The sequence below is a fragment of the Streptomyces sp. NPDC058650 genome, from assembly GCF_042717315.1.
GTDB lineage: Bacteria > Actinomycetota > Actinomycetes > Streptomycetales > Streptomycetaceae > Streptomyces.
The window spans coordinates 18,696-43,660 of sequence record NZ_JBHXRL010000018.1 but is presented as its reverse complement, the minus strand read 5'-3'; the positions used below and the strand labels follow the sequence as shown (position 1 = coordinate 43,660).

The following is a 24,965-nucleotide window of genomic DNA, read 5'->3' as shown; positions in this document are numbered from 1 at the left end:
CTCACTTGCTGAACGCCATCATCGTCTTGACCTGCTTCTCTTCCTTGTCGTTCGACGCGGAGACACGTCCGCTCGTCACGACGAAGGTGCCGCTGCCGTAGGCGAACCCCGGGTCGTAGAAGCTGTTCTCGACCTCGGACGTCGAGGCCGGGTGCTGGAGCACGATCTTCGGCGCACCGCCGGTCGGGGCGATGGTCGCGACGGCGCCGCCCTTGTCGTACGACGGGTCGACGTAGACCAGGACCTGGCCGCCGTCCATGCGCAGCGGGATCATCTGCTGCTCGTCCGGCGCCTTGGAACGCCACTTGGGCTTCCCGGTCTTCAGGTCGAAGGCCACGACCTCGTTGGACTTGCCGTACGAGGTCTCGGTGGCCATGTAGAAGGTGTTCGCGTCGGCGGCGACACCGGTGCAGCCCTGGAGGTTCTTGCCGAAGACGACGAAGCTGCCGCCGCAGGACGGGGCGAACTTGTCCTTGCCGCCCTGGATCTGCGAGCGGAGCTTGCCCTTGGCGTCGAGCGCGAAGATGGTCCACTTCTTCTGCTCGCGCTGGGTGGCGGAGACGACCAGCGGGTCGACCGAGTAGACCTTGTCGACCTCCCAGTTCGCCTCCAGCTGGAAGGTGTACTTGGGCTTGCCGGTGGCGGGGTTGACCTCGCCGACCGCCTGGATCTTCTTGGTCGTGCTGCCCGAGGGGCAGTCCATGGCGGCGATCAGCTTGCTGCCGCCCGCGTAGGCGAAGGGCTTGCAGCCGGTGGTGGCGCCCTTGAAGAGCTGCTTCCCGTCGGTGAGGGAGAAGCCGTAGGCGGTGCTGGAGCCGGCCGCCGTGACGGTGTTGCCGCTGATGGACAGGGTGTTGTCGGAGAAGGCGAAGAGCCCGGTCGCCTTGGGGACGGACTTCTTCCAGCCCACCTTGCCGGTCTTGAGGTTCACCTGCTGGAGCCCGAGGCACTTGGCGCCGTCCTTGGCGCTGTCGTTGTGCCCGAAGACCATGAAGCCGCCGGTGGAGGGCTGCGGCGGGGCCGCGCACAGCTCGAACGGCACGTCGACGTGCCACTTCAGGGAGCCGTCGCTCAGGCTGTAGCCGTCGATGCTCTTGTACATCGCCTTGACGACGACGTCGCCGACGATCCACGGGCCCATGACGTCGGCGCCGTTGCGCGGCAGGTCGACGTTGTTCTTCAGCAGCCAGTTCACCTTCGCCTCGCCGGGCTTGCGGCCGGCGTTGAGGTCGTCGTCACCGCCCCGGCCGTCGCCCGAACCGTCGCCCTGGTCCACCGACTCGGTCGGCTTGGGGGCTCCGGTGGCCGAGGTGGAGGCGCTCGCGGTCGCGGTCGGCCCGGCGATCGGGTCCTTCTCGTCGTCCCCGCCGCCGACGACCGCCCAGGTCGTGACGGCGGCGATCAGGACGGCTCCGGCGGCCACGGCCGCGACGACACCGGTCCGGCCCTTGAGGCCACCGCCGGAGGCGGGCGGCGGGGTGGGGGCGCCCGGGTACATGGGCTGCGTGGGGTAACCGCCGCCGCCGTACGGGCCGGGCTGCTGGCCGTACGGGCCCGGCTGCTGCGGCTGCTGGCCGTACGGACCGGGCTGCTGCGGCTGCTGGCCGTACGGGCCCGGCTGCTGTCCCCCCGGGCCCTGCGGCCCGGTAGGTGCCCCCAGCGGGTAGCCGTAGGGCGGCGGCGTCGGCTGCCCGTACGGGCCGGGCTGGGCCGGCTGGCCGGGCTGTCCCCCTGGGCCCTGCGGCCCGGGAGGTGCCCCCAGCGGATATCCGTATCCGGGCTGCTGCGGCGGCTGCTGCGGCTGGCCGTACGGACCGGGCTGGGCCGGCTGACCGGGCGCGCCGGCCTGCGGGGCCTGCGGCGGCACCGGCGGTGCCTGCGGCGGGGCGGGCGGCATGCCCTGGCCCGGGACCTGGCTCGGGTCCTGAGGGGCTCCGAAGCCCCCCGGCGGCTGGTTGCTGGGCGGCTGGGTCATCAGCGGTTCCCCCTTGACGTGAGCGGGTTTTCTTTCTACCACTCACGCGCCGGCGCAAAAGCGACCGGTCCGCCCCTTGTACCCAAGGGAGGACCGGCCCGTGATGCCCTTGTTATGCGTGCCGTCACGCGACCGGTTACGCGTCCTCGGCCAGTTCGAGCCAGCGCATCTCCAACTCCTCGCGCTCCCCGACGAGTTCCCGGAGCTCCGCGTCGAGCTTCGCCACCTTCTCGAAATCGGTGGCGTTGTCGGCGATCTGCGCGTGCAGCTTCGCCTCCTTCTGGGAGACCTTGTCGAGCTGTCGCTCGACCTTCTGGAGCTCCTTCTTCGCGGCGCGCGCGTCGGCCGCGGAGACGCCGGCCTTCTGCGGCGCGGCCGCGGCGGCGGGCGTCGGGACGGCCGCCTCGATCATCTTCCGGCGGCGCTCCAGGTACTCGTCGATGCCGCGCGGCAGCATCCGCAGGGTCTGGTCGCCGAGCAGCGCGAGCGTCTTGTCGGTGGTGCGCTCGATGAAGAACCGGTCGTGGGAGATGACGACCATGGAGCCCGGCCAGCCGTCGAGGAGGTCCTCCAGCTGCGTCAGGGTCTCGATGTCGAGGTCGTTGGTGGGCTCGTCGAGGAAGAGGACGTTGGGCTCGTCCATCAGCAGGCGCAGCAGCTGGAGGCGGCGGCGCTCACCGCCGGAGAGGTCGCCGACCGGCGTCCACTGCTTCTCCTTGGTGAAGCCGAACTGCTCGCAGAGCTGGCCGGCCGTCATCTCGCGGCCCTTGCCGAGGTCGACGCGGTCGCGGATCTGCTGGACGGCCTCCAGGACGCGCAGCGTGCCGGGGAGTTCGGTGACGTCCTGCGAGAGGTAGGCGAGGCGGACGGTCTTGCCGACGGCGACCTTGCCCGCGGCGGGCTGCTGCTCGCCGCCGGAGACGGCGGCGTCGGCGAGCGCGCGCAGGAGTGAGGTCTTGCCCGCGCCGTTGACGCCGACGAGACCGATGCGGTCGCCGGGGCCCAGCTGCCAGGTGAGGTGCTGGAGCAGCGTCTTGGGACCGGCGGTGACGGTCACGTCCTCCAGGTCGAAGACCGTCTTGCCGAGGCGGGCGTTGGCGAACTTCATCAGCTCGCTGGTGTCGCGCGGCGGCGGCACGTCGGCGATGAGCTCGTTCGCGGCCTCGATGCGGTAGCGGGGCTTGGACGTACGGGCGGGGGCGCCGCGCCGCAGCCAGGCCAACTCCTTGCGCATCAGGTTCTGCCGCTTCGTCTCCTCCGTGGCCGCGATGCGCTCGCGCTCGGCGCGGGCGAAGACGTAGTCGGAGTAGCCGCCCTCGTACTCGTGCACGTCACCGCGCTGCACGTCCCACATGCGGGTGCAGACCTGGTCGAGGAACCAGCGGTCGTGGGTGACGCAGACGAGCGCCGAGCGGCGCTCCTGGAGGTGATTGGCGAGCCAGGCGATGCCCTCGACGTCGAGGTGGTTGGTGGGCTCGTCGAGGACGAGCAGGTCCTGGTCGTCGATGAGGAGCTTGGCGAGCGCGATCCGGCGCCGCTCGCCACCGGAGAGCGGGCCGATGACGGTGTCGAGGCCCTGCTCGAAGCCGGCCAGGTCGAGCCCGCCGAAGAGCCCGGTGAGCACGTCGCGGATCTTGGCGCTGCCGGCCCACTCGTGGTCGGCCATGACGCCGATGACCTCGTGCCGGATGGTGGCCTTCGGGTCGAGCGAGTCGTGCTGCGTGAGCACGCCGAGCCGCAGCCCGCCGCTGTGCGTGACGCGGCCGGTGTCGGCCTCCTCCAGCTTGGCGAGCATCCGGATGAGGGTGGTCTTGCCGTCGCCGTTGCGCCCGACGACCCCGATCCGCTCCCCTTCGGAGACGCCGAGCGAGACCCCGTCGAGCAGGGCACGGGTGCCGTACACCTTGCTGACGGACTCGACATTGACCAGGTTGACGGCCACGTTGACTCTTCCTGTACGGGGATCGATCGACGTCCCAGGGTACGTTGCCGCCGCGAGTACACCTCCGGTACACCAGCGGTGTACCGTGGCCGCATGGCTGACTCCACCATCAAGGTGCCGGACACCACCCGCGACCACCTCGCCTCGCTGGCCCGCGAGCGGGGCACCACGATAGGAGCGCTGGTCACCGAACTGGCCGCGTCCCAGCTCACGGCCGCGCAGGCGCGGGAGAAGGTTGCCGAGAGCCGGCGGATCATGCGCGAGCGCATGCACTCCACGCTCACCGACGAAGAGTTCGACGCGACGCCGAACGCCCTCGACAAGGTCTACGAGATCGCCGCCGAGAACGCCCGCCGTGCCCTGGGAGACGCGGCGGCGTGATCATTCTCGACACCTCCGCGGTGCTCGCCCTCGCCCGCGGCCATCGCAAGCTCCAGCGCGTCGCCGACAACGCGGCGGCATCGCCGTTCCGACACCTCCAGGTGCCTGCCCTGTGCCTTCTCCAGGCCGAGACGGAGGACGAAGGTGCGGGTGACGCGGCCCTGGCGCTCCCCGGCATCGACGTCGTCCCTCTCGACATGGTGGCGTCCGTGACCGTCGCGCGGATGGTGCGCGGCGGCTTCGGCGGACCCGACGTCTGCCACGCCCTCTACACGGCGCTGCCCGCACCGCAGCGTCCCACCATGGACCTGATCCTGACGGCCCGGGAGGATCTCTATCCCCCGGGCACCGTGACCGTGAACATCGACGACGAGCGTCTCGACGACTGACTCCACCGTCAACCGTCCTCCCCGCGCCGCCCCGCCCGCTCCACCAGCAGCCAGCCCGCGAGGGCGAGGCCGACGGCGGCCGGGGCCGTAACCGGGACGGCGATCAGGGTCGCCGAGTGGCCGGTCAGCAGCCCCGCGAAGCCCGTCATCGAGAGGCCGAGCACGCCCAGCAGGGCCAGGGTGATGCCGAGGGCCGCGACGGGGCCGCCCTCACCGGTCGCCGGCGCGGCCGGGACCGGGGCCTCGAAGCGGCGGAACACGGCGACGAGCCCGGCGGTGAGGACGACCGCCACCCCCATCCGCAGCGGCACCTGCGCCCACCAGGCGCCGGACGCCGGCTCGGGCAGCGTGACGCCGAACCCGAGCATCGCCCCGTACACCCCGAGCATCGCCGTCAGGTGCCAGAGGAACGCGGTCATCGCGATCCCGTTGGCGGCGACCACCGCCCGCCACACCCCGGCCCGCGCGACGAACCGCGCCCCCGGCCCCCGCAGCAGCTCGACCGCGCCGACCAGCCACAGGCCGTGGCAGAGCAGGGCGAGGGTCGGCGGCGCCATGTTCGAGACCTTCTCGCCGGGCATTCCCACCATCGAGAGCGGATACGGGCCGACGGCCACGAGCGCGGTCGCGCCGAGGAGCCCGGCGCCGGCGAGCAGCGCCGGGCGGCGGATCATGCCGTCGGCGCGCAGGAAGCCGAGCTGGTGGACCGCCAGCCACACGAACGCGAAGTTCAGGAACTCGACGAACGGCACCCCGGCGGCGAACCGCAGCACGTCCACCGCGACCGCCCCGCCCGCGAGCGCGGCGAACGCGCCCCAGCCCCACCGCTCGTGCAGCCGCAGCAGCGGCGGGGTGAAGGCGACCATCGCGAGATAGATCCCGATGAACCACAGCGGCTGGGTGACAAGCCGCAGCGCGACCCCGGTGAGCCCGCCGTCGGCCCCGGCCAGTTGGAGGACGAGCGCGGCGGCGCCCCACACCGCGACGAAGACCATCGTCGGCCGCAGCAGCCGCTGGAGCCGGGCCCGCAGGAACGACGCGTACGCGGGACGGGAACGGTGGGCGAGGGCGTGCGAGAAGCCGCCGACGAAGAAGAACACCGGCATGACCTGGAAGACCCAGGTCACGAGCTGGAGCTCGGGGACGACGGCGAGCAGATTCCCGATCTGCCCGTCCTCGGTGACGGCCGCCATGAGCCAGTGTCCGAGGACGACGACGGCGAGCGAGGCGACCCGCAGCAGGTCGACGTACCGGTCCCGGGTCGCGGGTGTCGCGGCGGCGAGTTCACGAGCGCTGATTCCCATGCTCGTACGGTCCCGCGCGGGGGCCGGTGGCCGACAGGGCGCGGATACTCAACCGGCCGCTGAGTACGGGCACCGGCGCCGGGCGCAGTGCCAACCGGCCCCTTGCCGTCGACCGCGCGGGCGACCCCCCGGCCTGGCGACCCGCGCCTCGGACCGACGGACCGTCATGTTCTTCTCACACCCCCACCCGAGGAGAAGCACGTGCCGAGACACCCACGACTGGTCGCCGTCGCCACCGCCACCGCCGCCCTCGCCCTGATCGCGGCGGGTCCCGCGGCGGGCGGCGACCCGACCGTGTCCGACCCCCGCGTCGTCGCCCACTTCGACTTCGCCGCCGGACAGAACGCGGAGAACATCGCCCTCGAACCCGATGGCTCCGCCGACATCACCTTCGCCTTCGCCCATCAGGTCGCCCGCGTCACCAAGGACGGCGACACGACCATCCTCGCCACCCTGCCCGACGTGCCGGACGCGCAGACGCCCGTCGGCGGGGCCGTCGCCCTGGGCATCGCCCGCGCCCACGACGGCACCCTGTACGTCACCTACGCCACCGGCACGGAGGAGACCGGCATCTGGCGCATCGCACCCGGCGGTGGCGAGCCGGAGCAGATCGGGTTCTTCCCGGCGGACGCCTTCCCCAACGGGCTCGCCCTCGACGAGAAGTGCGGCACCCTCTACACCGCCGACTCGCAGCTCGGCAGGGTGTGGAGCCTCCCGGTCACCGGCGGCACGCCCACGGTCTGGGCCACCGGGGCCGCACTCGAACCCACCGAGCAGATCCCCTTCGGCTCCAACGGCCTCAAGGTCCACCACGGTGCCGTCTGGGTGTCCAACACCGCCCGGGCGACCCTGCTGCGCATCCCGATCGGTCCCGGTCCCGACCACGCCGCCGGCCCGATCGAGACCCGGGCGACCGGGCTCGATTTCATCGACGACTTCGCCTTCACCGGACACGGTGACACGGTCCTCGCCGCGCTGCACATGGACCACAAGCTGGAGCTCGTACGGCCCGACGGCACCCACAAGACCGTGCTCACCGGGGCGGACGGCCTCGACAACCCGACCTCAGTGGCGGTGCGCGCCAAGACCGTCTACGTGAACAGCGCGGCCTTCTTCAACACCGAGGACCCGGACCCGAACCTGCTCCTGGCCCGGATCTCCAAGAACAAGCACTGAGGACGGCGTCAGGCCGGCAGGACGGTCGCGCCCGGGGCCGGGGAGGTCGCCGGGCGGGCCGACCGGCAGGTGCCCGAGGCGATCAGGGCGGCGGCGACGGTCGCGGCCGCCTCCGCGTCCTTCACCAGGAACGCCGTCGTCGGGCCCGAGCCGGAGACCAGCGCGGCCAGCGCGCCCGCGTCCGTGCCGGCCGTCAGGGTCGCCGCGAGCGACGGGCGCAGGGAGAGCGCCGCCGCCTGGAGGTCGTTGGCGAGGGCGCCCGCGAGGGCGGTGGTGTCGCCGGTGCGGAGGGCGTCCAGGAGGACGGGGGACGCGGCCGGGGCGGGGACGTCGACGCCCTCGGTGAGGCGGTCGAACTCGCCGTACACCGCCGGGGTCGAGAGCCCGCCGTCGGCGACGGCGAACACCCAGTGGAAGGCCCCGCCGACCGGCAGCTCCGTGAGCTTCTCGCCGCGGCCGGTGCCGAGCGCCGCCCCGCCGACGAGACTGAACGGCACGTCGGAGCCGAGTTCGGCGCAGATCTCCAGGAGCTCGGCGCGCGGGGTGTTCAGGCCCCACAGCGCATCGCAGGCGAGCAGCGCGCCCGCGCCGTCCGCGCTGCCGCCGGCCATCCCGCCGGCGACGGGGATGTCCTTGGCGATGTGCAGGTGCACGTCCGGGGAGATGCCGTGCCGGGCGGCGAGCAGTTCGGCGGCGCGCGCGGCGAGGTTCGTGCGGTCCAGCGGCACCTTGTCGGCGTCCGGGCCGTCGCAGGTGATCGTCAGCTCGGCGGTCGGGGTGGCGGTCACCTGGTCGTACAGGGAGACGGCGAGGAAGACGTTGGCCAGGTCGTGGAAGCCGTCGGGGCGGGCCGCGCCGACGGCCAGCTGGACGTTGACCTTGGCGGGGACCCGTACGGTCACCGTCACTGCTTCGCCTCCGCGATCCTCGCGAACTCCTCGACCGTCAGCGCCTCGCCGCGCGCCTGCGGCGAGATCCCGGCCTTGACCAGGGCCTCCTCCGCCGCGGCGGGCGAGCCCGCCCAGGTCGCGAGGGCCGCGCGCAGGGTCTTGCGGCGCTGCGCGAAGGCCGCGTCGACGACCGCGAAGACCTCCTTGCGGGAGGCGGTGGTCGCGAGCGGCTCGGTGCGGCGGACGAGGGAGACGAGGCCCGAGTCGACGTTCGGCGCGGGCCAGAAGACGTTGCGGCCGATGGAGCCGGCCCGCTTGACCTGCGCGTACCAGTTCGCCTTGACCGACGGGACGCCGTAGACCTTGTTGCCGGGCTTGGCGGCGAGCCGGTCGGCGACCTCGGCCTGGACCATGACGAGGGTCCGCTCGATGGTCGGGAACCGCTCCAGCATGTGGAGCAGGACCGGCACGGCGACGTTGTACGGCAGGTTGGCGACGAGCGCGGTCGGCGGCGGGCCCGGGAGCTCCTGCACCTGCATGGCGTCGGAGTGGACGAGCGCGAAGCGGTCGGCGCGCGCGGGCATGCGGGCGGTGATCGTCGCGGGCAGCGCGGCGGCGAGCACGTCGTCGATCTCGACGGCCGTCACCCGGTCCGCGGCCTCCAGGAGGGCCAGGGTGAGGGAGCCGAGTCCGGGCCCCACCTCCACGACGACGTCGTCGGGCCGCACCTCGGCCGTGCGGACGATCCGCCGGACGGTGTTCGCGTCGATGACGAAGTTCTGGCCCTTCTGCTTCGTGGGGCGCACGCCGAGGGCGGCGGCCAGCTCACGGATGTCGGCGGGGCCGAGGAGGGCGTCGGGGCTTTCGGGGCCGGTGGTGGTGCTCACCGGTACAGCCTACGGGGCACCGGCGGGGCGGCCCTACGACTCACCCCGTCTCACCCGTGCAGCCGCCTGCCGCAATGGGGCCACGGACTCGCCCCCCGCTGCACGTAGAGCTTCTTGGCCCGGAACGTCTGCTCGGCCGCGGGCGCGTTCTGGGCGGTGCCCTTGCCGCCGAGGGAGCGCCAGGTGCCGGGGTCGAACTGGTAGAGCCCGCCGTACGTCCCCGAGGGGTCGACGGCGTTCGGGCGGCCGCCGGACTCGCAGGCGGCGAGGGCTCCCCAGTCGAGGCCGTCGGCGCCGGCGACGGAGGTGGGCAGGGCCCGGGTGCCGATCCGCACCTTGCGGCTGACGGGTTCGCGGACGATCTCCTCGCCGGTCCTGCGGGGCTTCTGCCGGACGCCGTTGACCGTGCGCAGGGCGTACGTGACGCGGCGGACGCCCGCGACGCCCTGGCGTTCGACGACCTCGGTGCCCGCGAAGAGCTCGGGGTCGCGGACCCTCTCGACGGCGTACGGGATCACCTCCTCCCGGACCTGCCGGGAGCCGGTGATGCGCAGCACGGTGACCGTCTGGCCGTCGCGGGGGTAGGAGCCGGCCGCGACGGAGGCGGTGTCCTGGCCGGAGAGGGTGATCCCGGCCTCGGCGAGGGCCTCGCGGATGGTGGCGGCGTTGGTGCGGACGACGCGCTCGCGACCGTCGGCGAGGAAGGTGACCGTCCGCTCGGTGCGGACGTCGAGGGCGAGGCCCTGGCGGGTGATCGGGGCCGCGCGGGAGACCGAGAGGTACGCGCCCTCCGCGCGGACCCCGAGCTGGCGCAGCGCCCCCTCGACGGTCCTGGCGGTGGTCCAGATCGTGTGGCGCCGCCCGTCGAGGGTGAGGGCGACCGGCCGCCCGTACCGGACGACGATCTCGTCGCCGTTGGCGAGGGCCTCGCCGGGGGCGGGGGCGACGATGTCGTGGGGGCCGACGGTCAGGCCCTCGTGGGCGAGGAGTTCGTCGACGTCGTCGGCGAAGGTGTGGAGGCTGCGCGGGACGCCGTCGACGGAGAGCCGGACCGCCTTGTCGTTGGCGACGAAGGCGCTGGTGCCGCCGGCGAGGAAGGCGACGACGAGGGCCTGCGGGACGAGCCGCCGCAGGCCGTCCCCGGGGGAGCCGGAGGCCTTGCGGCGGCGGGCGGCGCGCCGGGATCCGGCACGGGAGCCCACCTGGCCGGGGAACACGCCGGGGACGACGCCGGGGGCCTTCGTTTCCAGGCCGTCGGGGGCGACGAGCGGCGCGGCTTGGGTCGGCTGCTCGTGGACGGGCAGGGTCGCCGCTCGCCGTCCGGCTCGGTGACTGCCCTGGGAAGTACTCACGAGGCCGGGACATTAGCCCCGGCCGCGGTCACTCTCCCGAACTCTCCGACTACGACACGTAACCGTTATGGATCAGTAATCGAAGGCGCGGGCCGTGTTCACGGCGATCGCCTCGGCGAGGTCGTTCTCCCCGATCCCGCGCACGGCCGCCATCGCCCGGACGGTGACCGGGATGAGGTACGGGGCGTTGGGGCGGCCCCGGTAGGGCCCCGGAGTGAGGAAGGGCGCGTCGGTCTCGACGAGGACGAGCTCCAGCGGGGCGACGGCGAGGGCGTCCCGCAGCGGCTGGGCGTTCTTGAAGGTGACGTTGCCGGCGAAGGACATGTAGTAGCCCTTGGCGGCGCAGATCTCGGCCATGGCGGCGTCGCCGGAGTAGCAGTGGAAGACGGTCCGCTCGGGGGCGCCCTCCTCGTCGAGAACGCGCAGCACGTCGGCGTGCGCCTCGCGGTCGTGGATGACGAGCGCCTTGCCGTGCCGCTTGGCGATCTCGATGTGGGCGCGGAAGGAACGCTCCTGCGCGGCCATGCCCTCGGGGCCCGTACGGAAGAAGTCGAGGCCGGTCTCGCCGACCCCGAGGACGTGCGGCAGGGCGGCGAGCCGGTCGATCTCGGCGAGCGCGTCGTCGAGGGCGGCGTCCCCGCCGCCGGGGCGGGCACCCTGACGCGACCAGCCGTCGGGGTCGCCGAGCACGATCCGCGGGGCCTCGTTCGGATGCAGGGCGACGGCCGCGTGGACGTTCGTGTGGGCGGCGGCGGTCTCGGCGGCCCACTGCGAGCCCTTCACGTCGCAGCCGACCTGGACGACCGTGGTCACGCCGACGGCGGCGGCCTTGACCAGGGCCTCCTCGACGGTCCCGGACTGCATGTCCAGGTGGGTGTGCGAGTCCGCGACCTCCACGAGCAGGGGTTCGGGCAGTGGCGGCGGGGAGTCCTTGGCACTCATGGCCCCGATCGTACGAGGGCCACGAGCGCCGGCGCGCGGGGTCACCCCCGCGCTTACCCTTCGCGGTTTTCGCGGTTACGGAAGGGATGCAGGAGGTCGGAGAGATGCCAGTGGTGCGGCACCGGCGGTGTCTCCGGTCCCGCGATGTCCGGGGTACCCGACGCGGCCGGGGTGCCCGAGGTACCCGACGCGGCCGAGGTGCCCGCGGTGGCCGACGCGGCCGAGGTGCCCGCGGTGGCCATGGCGTCCCCGGGGTCCACGGTCAGTTCCTGTCCGATCGGCCCGGCCATCGAGACGGGCTTGGTCGCCTTCGCCCCGTGCTGGTGCTTCTCCGTCGCGGCGATCAGGTCGAGCACCGACGACACCTGCCCCGCGCGCATGATCCGGACGACGTGACCGCCGCAGTTCATGCAGGTGGGGCTGGACAGCGGGGAAGGGACCCGCTCCCCGTCGGCCTTGTAGACGACGAATTCCTGGCCGGCGGCGTCGACGTGGTGCTCGATGTCGTACGCCTGCTCCCAGCCGTATCCACAGCGCATGCAGGCGAAGGCGTACGCCTCATGGGCGACGGATATGCCGGTGCCGGTGATCTCGCTCATGCCAGCTCCTCTCCACTGATCAGTGGACGCCTTTTCGGGCCGGAGCGCATCAGCAGGAGACGAACCATGGAAGGCTTTTGGCTCTTCCCTTGCCAAGCGCCCTGCGAAGAGTCCCGGCGCCGGGTTCGGCTTTGCCTTTCAGATTAGTCCTTTACGTTTACGAGGACCCTTCCAGTCAGGCCTTTGCCGCGTTCTTTGCCGCCACGACCGCATCGAACACCTCGCGCTTGGGCAGCCCCGCCTCGGCCGCGACGGCGACGATCGCCTCCTTGCGCCGCTCCCCCGCCTCCTCGCGCACCTGCACCCTGCGCACCAGCTCGGCGGCGTCGAGCTCGCCGGGCCCGGTCTCCGGGGCGCCCTCGACGACGACGGTGATCTCGCCCCGTACGCCCTCGGCGGCCCAGGCCGCGAGCTCGGCGAGCGGGCCGCGCTTGACCTCCTCGTACGTCTTGGTCAGCTCGCGGCAGACGGCGGCGCGGCGCTCGGCGCCGAAGACCTCGGCCATCGCGGCGAGCGTGTCGTCGAGCCGGTGCGGGGCCTCGAAGTAGACGAGGGTGCGGCGCTCGTCGGCGACCTCGCGGAGCTTTCCGAGCCGCTCTCCCGCCTTGCGCGGCAGGAAGCCCTCGAAGCAGAACCGGTCCACGGGCAGCCCGGAGAGGGCGAGCGCGGTGAGCACGGCGGACGGGCCGGGGACGGCCGTGACCTTGATGTCCTGCTCGACGGCGGCCGCGACCAGGCGGTAGCCGGGGTCCGAGACGGACGGCATGCCCGCGTCGGTGACGAGCAGCACACGGGCGCCGCCCACGAGCGCCTCGACCAGCTCGGGCGTACGGGCGGACTCGTTGCCCTCGAAGTACGAGACGACCCGTCCCGAGGTGTGGATGCCGAGGGCCCGGGTCAGGCCGCGCAGCCTCCGGGTGTCCTCGGCGGCCACGATGTCCGCGTTCTCCAGTTCGGTGGCGAGTCGGGGCGGAGCGTCCGCGATGTCACCGATGGGGGTCCCTGCGAGTACCAGCGTTCCTGTCACAAGGGACATCCTCCCAGCCCGGACAGGCGACGCGCACAGGCGCGTTCCCTACGATGGCGCGGTGACCAGTACCGCACCCGAGACCCTGGAGGGCCGGCACGCCGTGGCAGAGCCCTCTTCGTGGCAGCAGAGGCTGCGGCGCTTCGGCTACGCGCCCCGCGCCGAGAACCCCGCTCCCATCGGGCTGCGGGAGCGGCTCGACCCCCCGTACGCCCGTCCTTCGGCGCGCGTGTGGTCGCTCCTCGGCATCGGCCCCGTCCGGGCCGATCGGCTGTGGCGGCTGATGGCCTGGGGCGGTCCGCTCCTGGTCACGGCGGTCGCGGGCCTGCTGAGGTTCTGGAACCTGGGCAAGCCGCACGCGGTGATATTCGACGAGACGTACTACGCCAAGGACTCCTGGGCCCTGATCAACCAGGGGTACGAGGGGGCCTGGCCGAAGGACATCGACAAGACGATCCTGAACGACCCGGGCGCGGTGCTCGTCCCGACCGACCCCGGCTACGTCGTCCATCCCCCGATGGGCAAGTGGGTCATCGGCCTCGGCGAGAGGATCTTCGGCTTCGAGCCCTTCGGCTGGCGCTTCATGGTGGCGCTGCTCGGCACGCTGTCGGTGCTGCTGCTGTGCCGGATCGGCCGGCGGCTCTTCCGCTCGACGTTCCTCGGCTGTCTGGCGGGCCTGCTGCTCGCCGTCGACGGACTGCACTTCGTGATGAGCCGCACGGCGCTCCTCGACCAGGTGCTGATGTTCTTCGTGCTCGCCTCCTTCGGCTGCCTCGTCGTCGACCGCGACCGCAACCGGAAACGGCTCGCGGCGGCGCTCCCCGAGGACGAGGAGGGGGTGCTGCGGCCCGACGGGGAGATCGCGGAGACCCTGCGCATGGGGTGGCGGCCGTGGCGGATCGCGGCCGGCGTGATGCTGGGCCTCGCGGCGGCGACCAAGTGGAACGGCCTGTACGTCATGGTGGCGTTCGGCCTGATGACGGTCCTGTGGGACGTGGCGGGCCGCCGCACGGGCGGCGCCGTCCGCCCGTACCTCTCGGTGATCAAGAAGGACCTGGTCCCGGCGTTCGTGTCGGTGGTGCCGGTGGCGATCGCCACGTACCTGGTGACCTGGACCGGCTGGATCGTCTCCGACAAGGGGTACTTCCGGCACTGGGCCGCCGACCAGGACAAGCTCCCGGGCGGCGGGGACAGCTTCTGGGGCTGGCTGCCGGAGTGGCTGCGCAGCCTCTGGCACTACGAGTCCGAGGTCTACTCGTTCCACGTGGGCCTGACCTCGCCGCACACCTACGAGTCGAACCCCTGGTCCTGGATCGTCCTCGGCCGCCCCGTCTCGTACTTCTACGAGTCCCCGGCCCCCGGCACCGGCGGCTGCCCGGCCACCGCCAAGGGGAAGTGCGCCCAGGAGGTCCTGGCCCTCGGCACCCCGCTCCTGTGGTGGGCCGCCTGCTTCGCCATCCTGTACGTCCTGTGGCGCTGGGCCTTCCGCCGCGACTGGCGCGCGGGCGCGATCGCCTGCGCCATCGCGGCGGGCTGGGTCCCCTGGTTCCTCTACCAGGAACGTACGATCTTCCTTTTCTACGCGGTCGTCTTCGTGCCTTTCCTGTGTCTGGCGGTGGCCATGATGCTGGGCGCGATCATCGGCCCGCGCGGCTCCTCGGAAAGGCGCCGCACATTCGGCGCGGTGGCGGCCGGATGTCTGGTGCTGCTGATCGTCTGGAACTTCATCTATTTCTGGCCGATCTACACGGGCACGCCGATTCCGATAGACCAATGGCGGGGCCGGATGTGGCTCGACACGTGGATCTAGCCGCGTAACGGCACGCAAGCATGCGGGAGGGGCGCGACCGGTCCGGTCGCGCCCCTCCCGCATGTCCGGGGCCGCCCGCGTCGCCGCCGTACGAGGCTGCCCGATCGGTCCCCCGGTTCTGCCCCCGCCTCTGCCCCGTGCGCCGCGGGCCGGCGCCTCGCCTCCGTGTATCCAGGAAGCCCAGGAGCGACCAGGAGTGAGGTACCCGTGCGGACCCCGAGCGACGGCGGAACCAGCAACGGCGGAGAGCCGGACCGGACACCGGCCGGCCAAGGGGCGGCGCGCCGGGAGGCGGAGTCCTCCTCACCACCGGGACCGGCCGGGCCGCGGCCCGGCGCGGGCAACGCGGCGGCCATCCAACTGCTCCGCCAGGCCGGCCACCCCTGGGCCCAGGAACTGCACCAGCACGACGCCGGCTGCGGCCACGGGCAGCACGAGCAGCCCGCGCCCACGCCTCCGGCAACCACGTCGTCATCGGCGACGGCGACAACGACGAGCCCACCCTCGGCCACGAGCTGACGCGGCGTCCCCCCGCGGTACCCCACGCGGGTAAGTGACGGACGGGGCGGTAGTTGCTAGACACACCGAAGGGACGCTGCTTGACTGGACGGCCACCTGGGGAGGGGAGCGCAGCCATGCGCAGCGGAGCCAAGACCGCGATCGTCGGGGGCGTGTTCCTCGTCGTGGCAGGCGGTGTCGGATACGGAGGATTCAACCTCTACAACGGGATCACGGGCGGCGGTTCGTCCGTGGGGGCCCGTTCCTCCGACGAGGGGCGGAAGACCGGGCCCGTCACCGGCGACGAGGTGACGACGACCGCGCGGGACTTCCTCGCGGCCTGGGCCGCCGGTGAGCCGGAGAAGGCCGGGCAGCTGACGAACGACCCGGTGACGGCGGGGCCCGCCGTGGCCGCCTACCGGGAGGGCGCGAGCGTCTCGGAGGCCGAGATCACGCCCGGGGCGCCCGTCGGGCCGAAGGTGCCGTTCACCGTGAAGGCCACGATCACGTACAAGGGCGTGTCGAAGCCCTGGTCGTACGCCTCCGAACTGACCGTCGTCCGGGGGGAGAGCACCGGCCGGCCGCTGGTGAAGTGGGCACCGTCCGTGCTGCACCCGAGGCTGCTCACGGCCGACGCCACGCTGCGGACGGGCGTCGCGAAGACGGCCTCCGTGAAGGCCGTCGACCGGAACGGCGACGAGCTGACGGCGGAGAAGTACCCCTCGCTCGGCCCGATCATCGACGAGCTGCGCACACGGTACGGAGCGGAGGTGGGCGGTGAGACCGGGGTCGAGACGTGGATCGACTCGGGCAGCGCGACCGTCCCCGACTCCACCCTCCTCGTCCTGTCGAAGGGCAAGGCGGGCACGCTGAAGACGACCATCGACCCGAAGGTCCAGGCGGCGGCCGAGAAGGCGGTCAAGGCGTACGGCAAGGCCGCGGTGACGGCGATAGAGCCGTCCACGGGCGCGATACGGGCGGTCGCCAACAGCCCGGCCGGGGGGTTCAACACGGCCTTCCTCGGCAAGCAGGCGCCCGGTTCCACGATGAAGATCGTCACGGCGGCGATGATGATGCAGCAGGGTCTGGCGAAGCCGAGCAGCCCGGTCCAGTGTCCTGCCACCGTCGTCTGGAAGGGCCGCACCTTCGAGAACCTCAAGGGCTTCTCGTCGAACGGCGACCTCACCAACGCCTTCCTGCTCTCCTGCAACACCACGTTCATCAAGCCGGTCAAGCCCCTCGACGACAAGGGCATCGCGGACACCGCCCTCGGCGAGACCGCCCGCCGGTCCTTCGGCATCGGCCTCAACTGGCAGGTCGGCGTCCCCGTGGCCGACGGCAGCGTCCCCGAGTCGGAGGGGCCCGAGACGGCCGCCTCGTACATCGGCCAGGGCAGGATCACGATGAGCGCCCTGAACGTCGCCTCGCTCTCCGCGACCGCGAAGGACGGCCGGTTCCGCCAGCCGTACCTGGTGTCGGCGGAGCTCGGCGACCGGGAGTTCGCCAAGGCCGAGCCGCTCTCCCCCGAGGTCGCCAGGGGGCTGCGCCTGATGATGAAGGCGGCGGCGACGAGCGGCACCGCGGCGGACGCGATGGCCGGTGTCCCGTCGCCCAAGGGCGCGAAGACCGGCTCCGCCGAGGTCGACGACCAGGACGACTCCAACAGCTGGTTCACCGGCTACTCCGGCGACCTCGCCGCAGCGGCGGTCGTCCAGTCGGGCGGCCACGGCGGCGACGCGGGGGGCCCGGTGGTCGCGCAGGTCCTGAAGGCCGGCTGACCGGTCCGCTTCGGCCGACCGACCCTCGGAACGCGGTCGCATGGCCCGTACAGCTACCGCTAGCGTGCGGGCCATGACCACCGCTGACGAGACCTCCCCCGCGCATCCCCAGTTCGCCGCCGCCCTCCAGGAGTTGGGCCTCGACGTCGAGGTCCGCCGCTTCCCGGACGAGACCCGCACCGCTCAGCAGGCCGCCGACGCCATCGGCTGTGAGGTCGCCGAGATCGTGAAGTCGCTGATCTTCGCCGCCGACGGGGTGCCGGTCCTCGTCCTGATGGACGGCGCCTCGCGAGTGGACGTCGAGCGGGTACGGCAGGAGCTGTGCGCCGGGAAGGTCACCCGGGCCGACGCGAAGGTGGTCCGGGAGACCACCGGGTACGCGATCGGGGGCGTCCCGCCCTTCGGGCACCGCACCCGGACCCGGGTCCTCGCCGACCGGGGCATCCTCGACCACGACGTGGTGTGGGCGGCGGCGGGCACCCCGCACACCGTCTTCGCGCTGGACCCGAAGACGCTGGTCGCCCACGCCGGCGCCACCCTGGTGGACGTCCGCGAGCCCTCGGCGTGACCCCGCTCGTCACCCTCGCGGTGATCGTCGCCGCCGTCACGCACGCGAGCTGGAACGCCATCGCGCACCACATCAAGGACCAGCTGCTCTCCTTCACGCTGATCTCCGGCGGCGGGGCGCTGCTCGGCATGGTCACGGCCGTCTTCGTGCCACTCCCCGCGGCCGGCGCCTGGCCGTACCTGATCGCCTCGGCGCTCCTCCACATCGGCTACTACGCCCTGCTCATGCGCTCGTTCACGCTGGGCGACTTCGGGCAGATGTACCCGATCGCGCGCGGGACGGCCCCGCTCGTCGTGACCGTCCTCGCGGCGGTGTTCCTCGACGAGGTGCCGGGCGGCTGGCAGTTGCTCGGGGTGGCGGTGGCGTGCGCGGGCCTGACGGGCCTCGCGCTGTGGGGCATCCGGGGCAAGGACACCCGCCCGCACTGGCCGGCGCTGCTCGCGGCGGGCGCGACGGGTCTGTCCATCGCCCTCTACACGGTCGTCGACGGTGTCGGCGTCCGCGCGTCCGGTACCTCGCTCGGCTACATCGCGTGGCTGATGATCCTCCAGGGCCTCGTGATCCCGGCGTACGCCCTGTGGCGGCGCCGCGCGGCCCTCGTCCCCCAACTCCGCCCGTACGCGGCCCGGGGCGCCTTCGGCGCGGTCCTCTCCATCTCGGCGTACGCGCTCGTCCTGTGGGCCCAGACGAAGGCGCCGCTGGCCCCGATCGCGGCGCTCCGGGAGTCCTCGATCATCGTGGGCGCGGCGATCGGCGCGCTCTTCTTCAAGGAACGCTTCGGCGGCCCGCGGATCGCGGCGGCGGGCCTGATGGTCATCGGCATCGGCCTGATGCTCCAGGCGGGCTGAACCGCCCTCGGCTCAAGGGCCGTCGCAGGAGGCGCGGAAGAAGTCCGTCCGAATGCGGCGGAAGCCGGTGTGCCCGGTCTCCTCGGCGTGGGCCAGACACCAGACGGCGGGCCCGCGACCGTCGTCCGCCGCGCCGGAACCGTCCAGGCAGGTGGTGCACTCGGCCTCGGTGATCAGCCCGCTCCCGGAGCGGTCGGCCCGTAACGCCCAGAGCTTCGGCCGCCGCGCCCCCCGGTGGTACGGCCCGGCCACCCGACCGACCGCGATTCCCTCACGACGCATCAGACTCCCCCTCCACGGCAAGCTCCGCCCACACCAGCTTTCCCGGCCCGAGGCGGTCGCAGACACCCCACTTGGCGGCGAGTACGTCGACGAGCGGGAGCCCCCATCCGCCGTCGCCTCCCGTGTCGGGCAGCGCCATCAACGGCCGCCGTTCGGAGGCGTCATGGACCTCGATGCGCAGTCTCGCGCCCGACACTTGAGCGAAGCGGGTCTCGACCTCGCGGCCGGGCACGTGCGCGTGCCGGACGGCGTTCGCCAGCAGCTCGGAGAGCACGAGCGAGGCGGCGTCCTCGACGGCCTCCCACTCCCACCGGGCGAGCCCGGCGCAGCTCACGGCGGGCGAGCGGCACGCTGCGGGCGGTGTGGCGCCAGCGCAGGACGACGGTCTCGTCAGGTGCGGCTCCCATCAGGCCACCTCCACACCGTGGATGAACCTCGACCCGACGTCGACGCCGTGGTGGCCAGCCACAGGGCCCGGCGGCGCTGTCGCTGGATCCGCGCGGTCTCGTGTACGTCCAGGTAGGGACGTACGAGTCGACTGTCCTCCCCTCGGAGGAGGGGAACCCGGCTTCTGGGCCGACCATCAGACCGGCGCCGGGGAGACCGGCTCCCCCGGCTCCGGCTGACCCCGTCAGTCCGAGGGCCGCACGACTCTGGGTGTCCCGGCGGACGACGGGGTCGTCAGGGCCGGTGTGGGCGGTGCCGGGTCGCTGATGCCCGGGGAGCGGGCCGGCTGGACCGGGGCCGGGGACAAGGGCCTGCCCGGGAGCAGGTAGAGGAGGCAGACGGCCGCCACCGTGGCCGCCGCGGCCAGTGCGGCGAGGCCGGGGCCGCGCAGGGCGCGGACCGACCAGGCGCGGCCACTCGGGGGGTCCTCGCGGCGGAGGTCCCGGTGGGTGATCTGGGCCGCGCGGGCCGTCAGGGCGGCGCGGAGGCGGGTCTCCGTCGCGGCGTGGCGGTCCTCGGCGGAGGGCGGGGGTGTGGGCGGTGTCGAGGGCGGGGTGGTGGTCATCGGGACGCCTCCAGGTTCTTCTCCAGGGCGTCCAGGGCCCTGCTCGCCGTGGACTTCACCGTGCCACGGGAGAGGTTGAGGGTCTGGGCGATCTGCGCCTCGGTCAGTTCCGACCAGTAGCGCAGGACCAGGACCTCGCGCTGACGGGCGGTGAGTCGGGCCAGTGCGTCGAGGACCGTGCGGTGTTCCTCCGCCAGGAGGAGGCCTTCGTCCACCGGGGCGCTCGCCGGCTGGTGGGGCGGGGTGTAGCCGCGGGCCGTGCGACGGCGGCGCAGTACGGAGCGGGCCGCGTTGACCACGGCCGTGTGCAGGTACGCCCCCGGGTCCTGGAGGCCGTCGAGCGACGTGCCGTACGTCCTGCACACGGCCGCGAACGCGTCCTGGACGACGTCCTCGGCGGTGTGCAGGTCGTCGACGAGGAAGAGCGCCAGTCTCACCATGTCGAGCCGGCGTGCCCGGTACAGGTCGGTCAGGGTGGGCGGCCGCTCGTCGTACGGCGTGCCCGTCGCGCGCGGGCGGAGTTCCCGTACCACCGCCATGCCCTCCGTGCCGGACAGGCGGGCGAGCAGCCGGGACCACCAGGGCGGCGCCGCGGCCATCGCGTACTGCATGTGTCGCTCGATCCGTTGCGGGGTGGGGAGGGCGCGGGCCGGCCCTTTGGTGGGCCGGCCCGCTCTTGTTCCGGGGTTACTTGCCCGGGGCGATCACGCGGGGCGCGTTCTCCGCGGGGGCCGGCGTCGGGGCCGGGACGCCCTTCGTGCCGGCGGCGTCGGACCGGTCCGCGCCCGGCTTCACCACGGCGGGCTTCGACGCCGGCTTCGGGGCCGGCTTCGGGGCCGGCGCACCCGGCGTGACGACCCTCGGGGCCGACTCGGCAGGCGTGACGGCCTTCGGGGCCGGCTCACCCGGCGTGACGGCCTTCGGGGCCGACTCGGCGGGCGTGACGGCCTTCGGCGCCGGCTTCGCGCCGGAGTCGGCGACGGCCTGCGCGGTGAAGACACCGCCCAGGAGCAGCGCGGCACCGGCGACGGCACCCAGGATGCGGCGGGGGTTGCGGTTCATGAGGCTCTCCAGGTGAGGAGGTGGGATGTGGGGAACTGACGTGAAGGGCGCCTTCAACCCACCAGACGTGTGGCACCCCCCGAGGTTGCGTCCCCCGGCGAAGAACTTCTCCGGCCCCCTCAGTCCGCCAGTACCTCCGCGAAGTGCGTGTTCACCGCCAGCAGGCCGCCGTCGACCCGCAGGACCGTGCCCGTGATCCAGGACGCGTCGCGCGACGCGAGGAACGCGACGGCGGCGGCCACGTCCTCCGGGGTGCCCACCCGGCCCAGCGGGTAGACGCGGTCCGCCAGGGCCGCGAGTTCGGCCTCCTTGCCCGCCCACGCCGTCGTGGCGATCGTCCCCGGGTTGATCTGGTTGACGCGGACGCCGCGCGGCGCCGCGTCACCCGCCAGCGTCCGGGTGAGCGAGGCGAGACCCGCCTTGGCCGCGCTGTAGGCGTGGTTGCCGAAGTCCACCTCGGCGTTGACCGAGCCGATCGTGACGATCGCCCCGCGCCCGCCCGCCGCCGCGAGGTGCGGCAGCGCCGCCCGGGAGCAGCGGACCGCGCCCATCAGCGTCACGTCGAGCTGGCCCGCCCAGCCCCCGTCCGGTTCGTCCTCGAAGCGGTCCCGGTCGGGGGCGACGGGGGCGAGGGCGTTGTTGACGAGGACGTCGAGGCCGCCGAAGGTCTCCACCGCGTACGCGACGGCCGCCTCCACCGAGTCCCGGTCCCCGACGTCGCAGCGCAGGGCCACCGCCCCGGGCAGCTCGGCGGCGGTCCGTAGCGCCTCCTCCTCGTCGATGTCCGTGACCAGCACCCGCGCGCCCTCCGCCGCGAGGCGCCGCGCGGTGGCCGCGCCGATGCCGCGCGCCGCGCCCGTGATCAGGGCGGCGTACCCGTCGAAGCGTGCCAGGGGTTCCAGGTGTTCCGGACGTTCCAGTCGTTCGCTGAGATCCATGGGCCTGCCCCTACCCATCCCTCCACCCGGCCGCAACATCCCGTTAACAAAGGGCGCGGGAGGAAAGCGGAGAAAAGGAAGTCCTGACAATTCGGCCATGACCGAAAGGCTTTGACATGCCCCCTCCCCGAATACCACGATCGATACCGCCGATTGACCATGTGGACACAGGGGGAACAATGTCTTCGACGTACGAATCCGGAGTAGAGGAAATATGCGAGTCCCTTTCCGCCCGGAGCTTTGATCTTCGCTCCGGCGAGAAGGTCAGGCAGCTTCTCCTCCAGCGATCCGAAAGCGCGCTCGACGACCTGGAGCCCTTCCGCGACAGCTGGGGCGAGATGCCGCTCGACAGCTACATGGCGGACGGCGGGCGCTACCGCCGCCGCCGGCACGCCACGCTCAGCGCGCCCCGGGCGAGCGCCGACTACCGCGTCGAGGCCCACCAGCCGCACTACCAGGGGCTCGACTACAACACCCTCAACGGCGGCGTGGCCCGGCACTACGAGCCGTTCGAGGACCGGATCCTGCGCGGCGCGACGATGAACAGCCTGGTCACGCTCGGCTGCGACATCTTCGGCCGGCTCGCCCCGTACTCCGCGTGGCACATCGAGGCCCACCAGTTCCGCATCGAGGTCGACGGCGAAGAGGTCGGCCTGCCCACGCCCGAGGGCGTCCACCGCGACGGCGTCACCTTCGTCCTGATGGCGATGATCGGCCGCTCCAACGCCACCGGCGGCGAGAGCACCGTCTTCAACCTGGACAAGCAGCCGGTGGAGAAGTTCGCCCTGGCCGACCCCCTCGACCTGGCACTCGTCAACGACGAGCGGGTCTACCACGGCGTCACGCCGATCGAGCAGATCGATCCCGCCGCCCCCGCCTCGCGCGACGTGCTGGTCGTGACCTACCGTCACAAGCCCTGATGTCAGACGCGGGTGCGGGGGGCCGGCGTCCGCGAAGGCGCGCCGCCCCCCACCCGCGCACCCCTTGAGTGAGAAGACGGAAGACGGGTACATGGGTCAGCTCATCGCCGTGGCGGTCATCACGATTCTGGCTGTCATCAGCCCCGGCGCGGATTTCGCGATGACCGTCCGCAACAGTTATCTGTACGGGCGGGCCGCCGGCGTTCTCGCCGCCGTCGGAATTGCCCTGGGCGTTCTCGTCCACGTCACCTACACCATGCTGGGCGTGGGACTTCTGGTTTCCAGGTCCCCGATGCTTTTCACGGCGATGAAACTGATCGGCGCCGCCTATCTGGTGTACATCGGGTACAAGACGTTCGTCGCCAAGACCCAGGTGGACGTCGACCTGTCGGACGACGGCGGCCTTTCGAAGGCGGGCGCGCTGCGCACCGGCTTCCTGACGAACGCGCTCAACCCGAAGACGATGCTCTTCGTGCTGAGCACGTACACGCAGGTCGTCAGCGCCGACACCCCCGTCTTCCAGCAGGTCGGCTACGGCCTCTTCATGTCCTTCGCCCACCTGGTCTGGTTCGCGCTCGCCGCGCTCCTCTTCTCCCAGCAGAGCCTGCGCACCCGGCTGCTCCAGCGGCAGACCGTGCTGAACAAGGTGATCGGGACGGTGCTCGTCGGGCTCGGGATGGTCCTCGCGCTGACCCCGTCCATGGCCTGACCCCTCCATGGCCTGACTTCTGTCAGTCGCTCGACACCCGCTCGACGCGCGGCTCCGCGATCGACCGGTAGTCCGCGGCGGAGAGCGCGATCGAGCGGTCGAGGCGCGCCGCGTTGAAGTAGAACTCCTCGTGCGTCAGCAGGTCCGGGTCGACGAGGAGTTCGAGGCGCTCGTCGAAGGAGAACGGCAGGATGGTGCCGCTCTCCGAGCCCGCGAGCTCCTCGGCGATCTCCGGGGACGCGAAGGAGACGTAGGTGCCGCCGTACAGCGCCTTCACCGCCGCGAGGTCGATCCGCTTGTCACCGGGGACGACGACCAGCGCGAACCGCTTCTCCTTCTTGCCGATCTTGACCATCGCGATGATGCACTTGGCCGCCTGGGCGAGTGCGTGTCCCCGCAGGGCGCTGACCGCCTCGGTGGCACCCTCGGGCGCGTGCTCGATCACCCGGTAGGCGGCACCGCGCTCGTCGAGCAGGGCGACCAGCTTCTCGTACGTTTCCTGGGACATGCGTTCTCTTCTTTCCTGTGACAACCGATGTACGGGTACGGCGAGTTGTACGGCGAGTCGACCCTACTGGCCGGTCAGCGGGTCGTCGGCAGCCCGCGCGCGTGGTCCACGTGCCTGAGCAACACGACACCGGGGCGGTCCAGCTCGTAGAGCACGCGCACGCCCGCCCTGCGCCGCCGCACCACGCCCGCGGCGACCAGCGCCGTGAGGTGCTGGGAGACCGTGCTCGGGGCGAGGCCGAGCGCCGCCGCCAGGTCCGATGTCGTCGTGGGCGCCACGAGGGCCCGGACGACGCCGGCCCGGCTGCGGCCGATCAGGATCTCCAGCCGGTCGCCGTGCACGGGCGCGTCGGCACGCCACTCGGTCGGCGCCTCCCCGACGAGGTCGGCGGCCCCTTCGACCGGGTAGGAGAGGGCGGCCTCGGAGCCGTCCGGGGCCGAGGCGCAGAAGGGCGTGCCGCGGCCGAACAGCAGGGGGACGAGGACGAGTCGGGAGACGCCCGACACCGCCATCACGCCGGGCACCGCGACCCCGCCGGGCACCGCGATCCCGCCCACCGCGTCCAGGAGGGCCTCCGGGCCCTGGGTGGCCAGCGTGCGGGCGCGGCGCAGGATGTCCTCCTCCGTCGCCGCCCGCAGGGTCGACGCGTACGGGGCGAGCGCGGCCCACCAGTACCGCGGGAAGAAGGCGCGGAGTTCGGCGACGCGGGCCGCCGGGTCCGCGTACAGGGGGCGCACCTCGGCGGGCACGCCCTGCGGGTAGCGCTGTTCGAGCTCCGCGCGGACCCGGGACGGGCAGACCGTCGCGAGGTGCGCGAGCTCCTCGCTCAGGTCCGGTCCGTCCGGGGGCGGGACGGCGAGGAGGAACGGCGGAAGGGCCCCACCGCCGGTCCGGAAGAGGTGGACGAGCCAGCCCGGGATGGTCACGTCGGAGCGGCTCAGCGAACGGCGGGTGGTCTTGGCCCAGTTCGCGTACGGCCAGGGGACCAGGCCCCGGTGCGCCGAGAGCAGCGCGATGCTGCCGTAGATCTCCCAGAGCCGACTGCTCGCGATCCGCACCGTCACGCTGTTCGTGACACTGTTCGTGACGCCGTTCGTCGCGCAGTCGGACGGTCGCGACGGAATCTCGCTCACCTGCACCCCCGTGCCTGCCCACCGGTCAGTGGGCC

Annotated in this window: 27 protein-coding genes; 10 read left to right on the top strand and 17 right to left on the bottom strand. The window is 72.6% G+C overall.

The window, feature by feature from the left end:
• Position 1: 1 nt before the first annotated feature.
• Both ACFWWU_RS27315 and ACFWWU_RS27310 read right to left on the bottom strand, forming a co-directional pair.
• The gene (locus ACFWWU_RS27315; RefSeq protein WP_384148742.1) at positions 2-1,975 is read right to left on the bottom strand and encodes a hypothetical protein; all 1,974 of its coding nucleotides are present in this window, start codon (positions 1,973-1,975) and stop codon (positions 2-4) included.
• A 136-nt stretch (positions 1,976-2,111) separates the two neighbouring features.
• Complete coding sequence (locus tag ACFWWU_RS27310; protein WP_384148740.1) at positions 2,112-3,917, bottom strand: ABC-F family ATP-binding cassette domain-containing protein; 1,806 nt, start codon at positions 3,915-3,917, stop codon at positions 2,112-2,114.
• A 93-nt stretch (positions 3,918-4,010) separates the two neighbouring features.
• Between ACFWWU_RS27310 and ACFWWU_RS27305 the strand changes: the two genes are divergently transcribed.
• Both ACFWWU_RS27305 and ACFWWU_RS27300 read left to right on the top strand, forming a co-directional pair.
• Positions 4,011-4,298: a hypothetical protein gene (locus tag ACFWWU_RS27305; RefSeq protein WP_384148738.1), complete on the top strand. Its 288-nt coding sequence runs from the start codon at positions 4,011-4,013 to the stop codon at positions 4,296-4,298.
• Complete coding sequence (locus ACFWWU_RS27300; RefSeq protein WP_384148736.1) at positions 4,295-4,687, top strand: hypothetical protein; 393 nt, start codon at positions 4,295-4,297, stop codon at positions 4,685-4,687. Before ACFWWU_RS27305 ends, ACFWWU_RS27300 begins: the two co-directional genes overlap by 4 nt.
• A gap of 8 nt (positions 4,688-4,695) precedes the next feature.
• On the opposite strand, the gene ACFWWU_RS27295 is transcribed toward ACFWWU_RS27300, so the two are convergent.
• Entirely contained in the window at positions 4,696-5,991 is a 1,296-nt protein-coding gene (locus ACFWWU_RS27295; RefSeq protein WP_384148734.1) for an acyltransferase, read from the bottom strand.
• Between the two features lie 201 nt (positions 5,992-6,192).
• Between ACFWWU_RS27295 and ACFWWU_RS27290 the strand changes: the two genes are divergently transcribed.
• Positions 6,193-7,167: a hypothetical protein gene (locus ACFWWU_RS27290; protein WP_384148732.1), complete on the top strand. Its 975-nt coding sequence runs from the start codon at positions 6,193-6,195 to the stop codon at positions 7,165-7,167.
• A gap of 8 nt (positions 7,168-7,175) precedes the next feature.
• Here the strand turns inward: ACFWWU_RS27290 and ACFWWU_RS27285 are convergent, their stop codons facing one another.
• From ACFWWU_RS27285 to rsmI, 6 genes are all read right to left on the bottom strand, one after another.
• On the bottom strand, positions 7,176-8,075 hold the full coding sequence (locus ACFWWU_RS27285; protein ID WP_384148730.1) for a 4-(cytidine 5'-diphospho)-2-C-methyl-D-erythritol kinase: 900 nt from the start codon (positions 8,073-8,075) through the stop codon (positions 7,176-7,178).
• Positions 8,072-8,944 carry a 16S rRNA (adenine(1518)-N(6)/adenine(1519)-N(6))-dimethyltransferase RsmA gene (gene rsmA, locus ACFWWU_RS27280; RefSeq protein WP_384148728.1) on the bottom strand — a complete coding sequence of 291 codons (873 nt, stop codon included), beginning with the start codon at positions 8,942-8,944 and terminating at the stop codon, positions 8,072-8,074. Before rsmA ends, ACFWWU_RS27285 begins: the two co-directional genes overlap by 4 nt.
• 50 nt (positions 8,945-8,994) lie before the next feature.
• Positions 8,995-10,296 (bottom strand): ubiquitin-like domain-containing protein, encoded by a 1,302-nt coding sequence (locus tag ACFWWU_RS27275; protein ID WP_384148726.1) that lies wholly within the window; start codon positions 10,294-10,296, stop codon positions 8,995-8,997.
• Positions 10,297-10,368: 72 nt separating this feature from the next.
• Positions 10,369-11,238, bottom strand: coding sequence for a TatD family hydrolase (locus ACFWWU_RS27270; protein ID WP_384148724.1), 870 nt, complete (start codon positions 11,236-11,238; stop codon positions 10,369-10,371).
• Between the two features lie 53 nt (positions 11,239-11,291).
• Positions 11,292-11,837, bottom strand: coding sequence for a hypothetical protein (locus ACFWWU_RS27265; protein WP_384148722.1), 546 nt, complete (start codon positions 11,835-11,837; stop codon positions 11,292-11,294).
• Positions 11,838-12,012: 175 nt separating this feature from the next.
• Positions 12,013-12,873 (bottom strand): 16S rRNA (cytidine(1402)-2'-O)-methyltransferase, encoded by an 861-nt coding sequence (gene rsmI / locus ACFWWU_RS27260; RefSeq protein ID WP_384148720.1) that lies wholly within the window; start codon positions 12,871-12,873, stop codon positions 12,013-12,015.
• A 52-nt stretch (positions 12,874-12,925) separates the two neighbouring features.
• Here rsmI and ACFWWU_RS27255 point away from each other — a divergent pair, with 52 nt between their 5' ends.
• The 5 genes from ACFWWU_RS27255 to ACFWWU_RS27235 all read left to right on the top strand — a co-directional run bounded on the left by ACFWWU_RS27255 (position 12,926) and on the right by ACFWWU_RS27235 (position 18,366).
• Positions 12,926-14,674 (top strand): dolichyl-phosphate-mannose--protein mannosyltransferase, encoded by a 1,749-nt coding sequence (locus tag ACFWWU_RS27255; RefSeq protein ID WP_384148718.1) that lies wholly within the window; start codon positions 12,926-12,928, stop codon positions 14,672-14,674.
• Between the two features lie 207 nt (positions 14,675-14,881).
• Complete coding sequence (locus ACFWWU_RS27250; RefSeq protein WP_384148716.1) at positions 14,882-15,193, top strand: hypothetical protein; 312 nt, start codon at positions 14,882-14,884, stop codon at positions 15,191-15,193.
• A 116-nt stretch (positions 15,194-15,309) separates the two neighbouring features.
• Entirely contained in the window at positions 15,310-16,950 is a 1,641-nt protein-coding gene (locus tag ACFWWU_RS27245) for a penicillin-binding transpeptidase domain-containing protein (RefSeq protein ID WP_384148714.1), read from the top strand.
• 73 nt (positions 16,951-17,023) lie between these two features.
• A complete protein-coding gene (locus ACFWWU_RS27240) occupies positions 17,024-17,518 on the top strand; it encodes a YbaK/EbsC family protein (RefSeq protein WP_384148712.1) in 495 nt (164 codons plus the stop codon).
• The gene (locus ACFWWU_RS27235) at positions 17,515-18,366 is read left to right on the top strand and encodes an EamA family transporter (protein WP_384148710.1); all 852 of its coding nucleotides are present in this window, start codon (positions 17,515-17,517) and stop codon (positions 18,364-18,366) included. The genes ACFWWU_RS27240 and ACFWWU_RS27235 overlap by 4 nt, the downstream gene beginning before the upstream one ends.
• A 12-nt stretch (positions 18,367-18,378) precedes the next feature.
• Here ACFWWU_RS27235 and ACFWWU_RS27230 read toward each other — a convergent pair whose 3' ends face one another.
• From ACFWWU_RS27230 to ACFWWU_RS27205, 6 genes are all read right to left on the bottom strand, one after another.
• The gene (locus ACFWWU_RS27230) at positions 18,379-18,648 is read right to left on the bottom strand and encodes a hypothetical protein (RefSeq protein ID WP_384148708.1); all 270 of its coding nucleotides are present in this window, start codon (positions 18,646-18,648) and stop codon (positions 18,379-18,381) included.
• Positions 18,638-18,982 carry an ATP-binding protein gene (locus ACFWWU_RS27225; RefSeq protein ID WP_384148706.1) on the bottom strand — a complete coding sequence of 115 codons (345 nt, stop codon included), beginning with the start codon at positions 18,980-18,982 and terminating at the stop codon, positions 18,638-18,640. Before ACFWWU_RS27225 ends, ACFWWU_RS27230 begins: the two co-directional genes overlap by 11 nt.
• Positions 18,983-19,279: 297 nt before the next feature.
• Positions 19,280-19,660 carry a hypothetical protein gene (locus ACFWWU_RS27220; protein WP_384148704.1) on the bottom strand — a complete coding sequence of 127 codons (381 nt, stop codon included), beginning with the start codon at positions 19,658-19,660 and terminating at the stop codon, positions 19,280-19,282.
• The gene (locus ACFWWU_RS27215) at positions 19,657-20,271 is read right to left on the bottom strand and encodes an RNA polymerase sigma factor (RefSeq protein ID WP_384148702.1); all 615 of its coding nucleotides are present in this window, start codon (positions 20,269-20,271) and stop codon (positions 19,657-19,659) included. Before ACFWWU_RS27215 ends, ACFWWU_RS27220 begins: the two co-directional genes overlap by 4 nt.
• 76 nt (positions 20,272-20,347) lie before the next feature.
• Positions 20,348-20,722, bottom strand: coding sequence for a hypothetical protein (locus tag ACFWWU_RS27210; protein ID WP_384148700.1), 375 nt, complete (start codon positions 20,720-20,722; stop codon positions 20,348-20,350).
• A gap of 119 nt (positions 20,723-20,841) precedes the next feature.
• Positions 20,842-21,660: an SDR family NAD(P)-dependent oxidoreductase gene (locus ACFWWU_RS27205; RefSeq protein ID WP_384148698.1), complete on the bottom strand. Its 819-nt coding sequence runs from the start codon at positions 21,658-21,660 to the stop codon at positions 20,842-20,844.
• Positions 21,661-21,839: 179 nt separating this feature from the next.
• On the opposite strand from ACFWWU_RS27205, the gene ACFWWU_RS27200 reads away from it, so the two are divergent.
• Both ACFWWU_RS27200 and ACFWWU_RS27195 read left to right on the top strand, forming a co-directional pair.
• A complete protein-coding gene (locus ACFWWU_RS27200; RefSeq protein ID WP_384148696.1) occupies positions 21,840-22,580 on the top strand; it encodes a 2OG-Fe dioxygenase family protein in 741 nt (246 codons plus the stop codon).
• A gap of 91 nt (positions 22,581-22,671) precedes the next feature.
• The gene (locus tag ACFWWU_RS27195) at positions 22,672-23,289 is read left to right on the top strand and encodes a LysE family translocator (RefSeq protein WP_384148694.1); all 618 of its coding nucleotides are present in this window, start codon (positions 22,672-22,674) and stop codon (positions 23,287-23,289) included.
• Positions 23,290-23,311: 22 nt separating this feature from the next.
• On the opposite strand, the gene ACFWWU_RS27190 is transcribed toward ACFWWU_RS27195, so the two are convergent.
• Entirely contained in the window at positions 23,312-23,797 is a 486-nt protein-coding gene (locus ACFWWU_RS27190) for a YbaK/EbsC family protein (RefSeq protein WP_384148692.1), read from the bottom strand.
• 74 nt (positions 23,798-23,871) lie between these two features.
• Positions 23,872-24,930: a helix-turn-helix domain-containing protein gene (locus ACFWWU_RS27185; protein WP_384148689.1), complete on the bottom strand. Its 1,059-nt coding sequence runs from the start codon at positions 24,928-24,930 to the stop codon at positions 23,872-23,874.
• Positions 24,931-24,965: the final 35 nt, after the last annotated feature.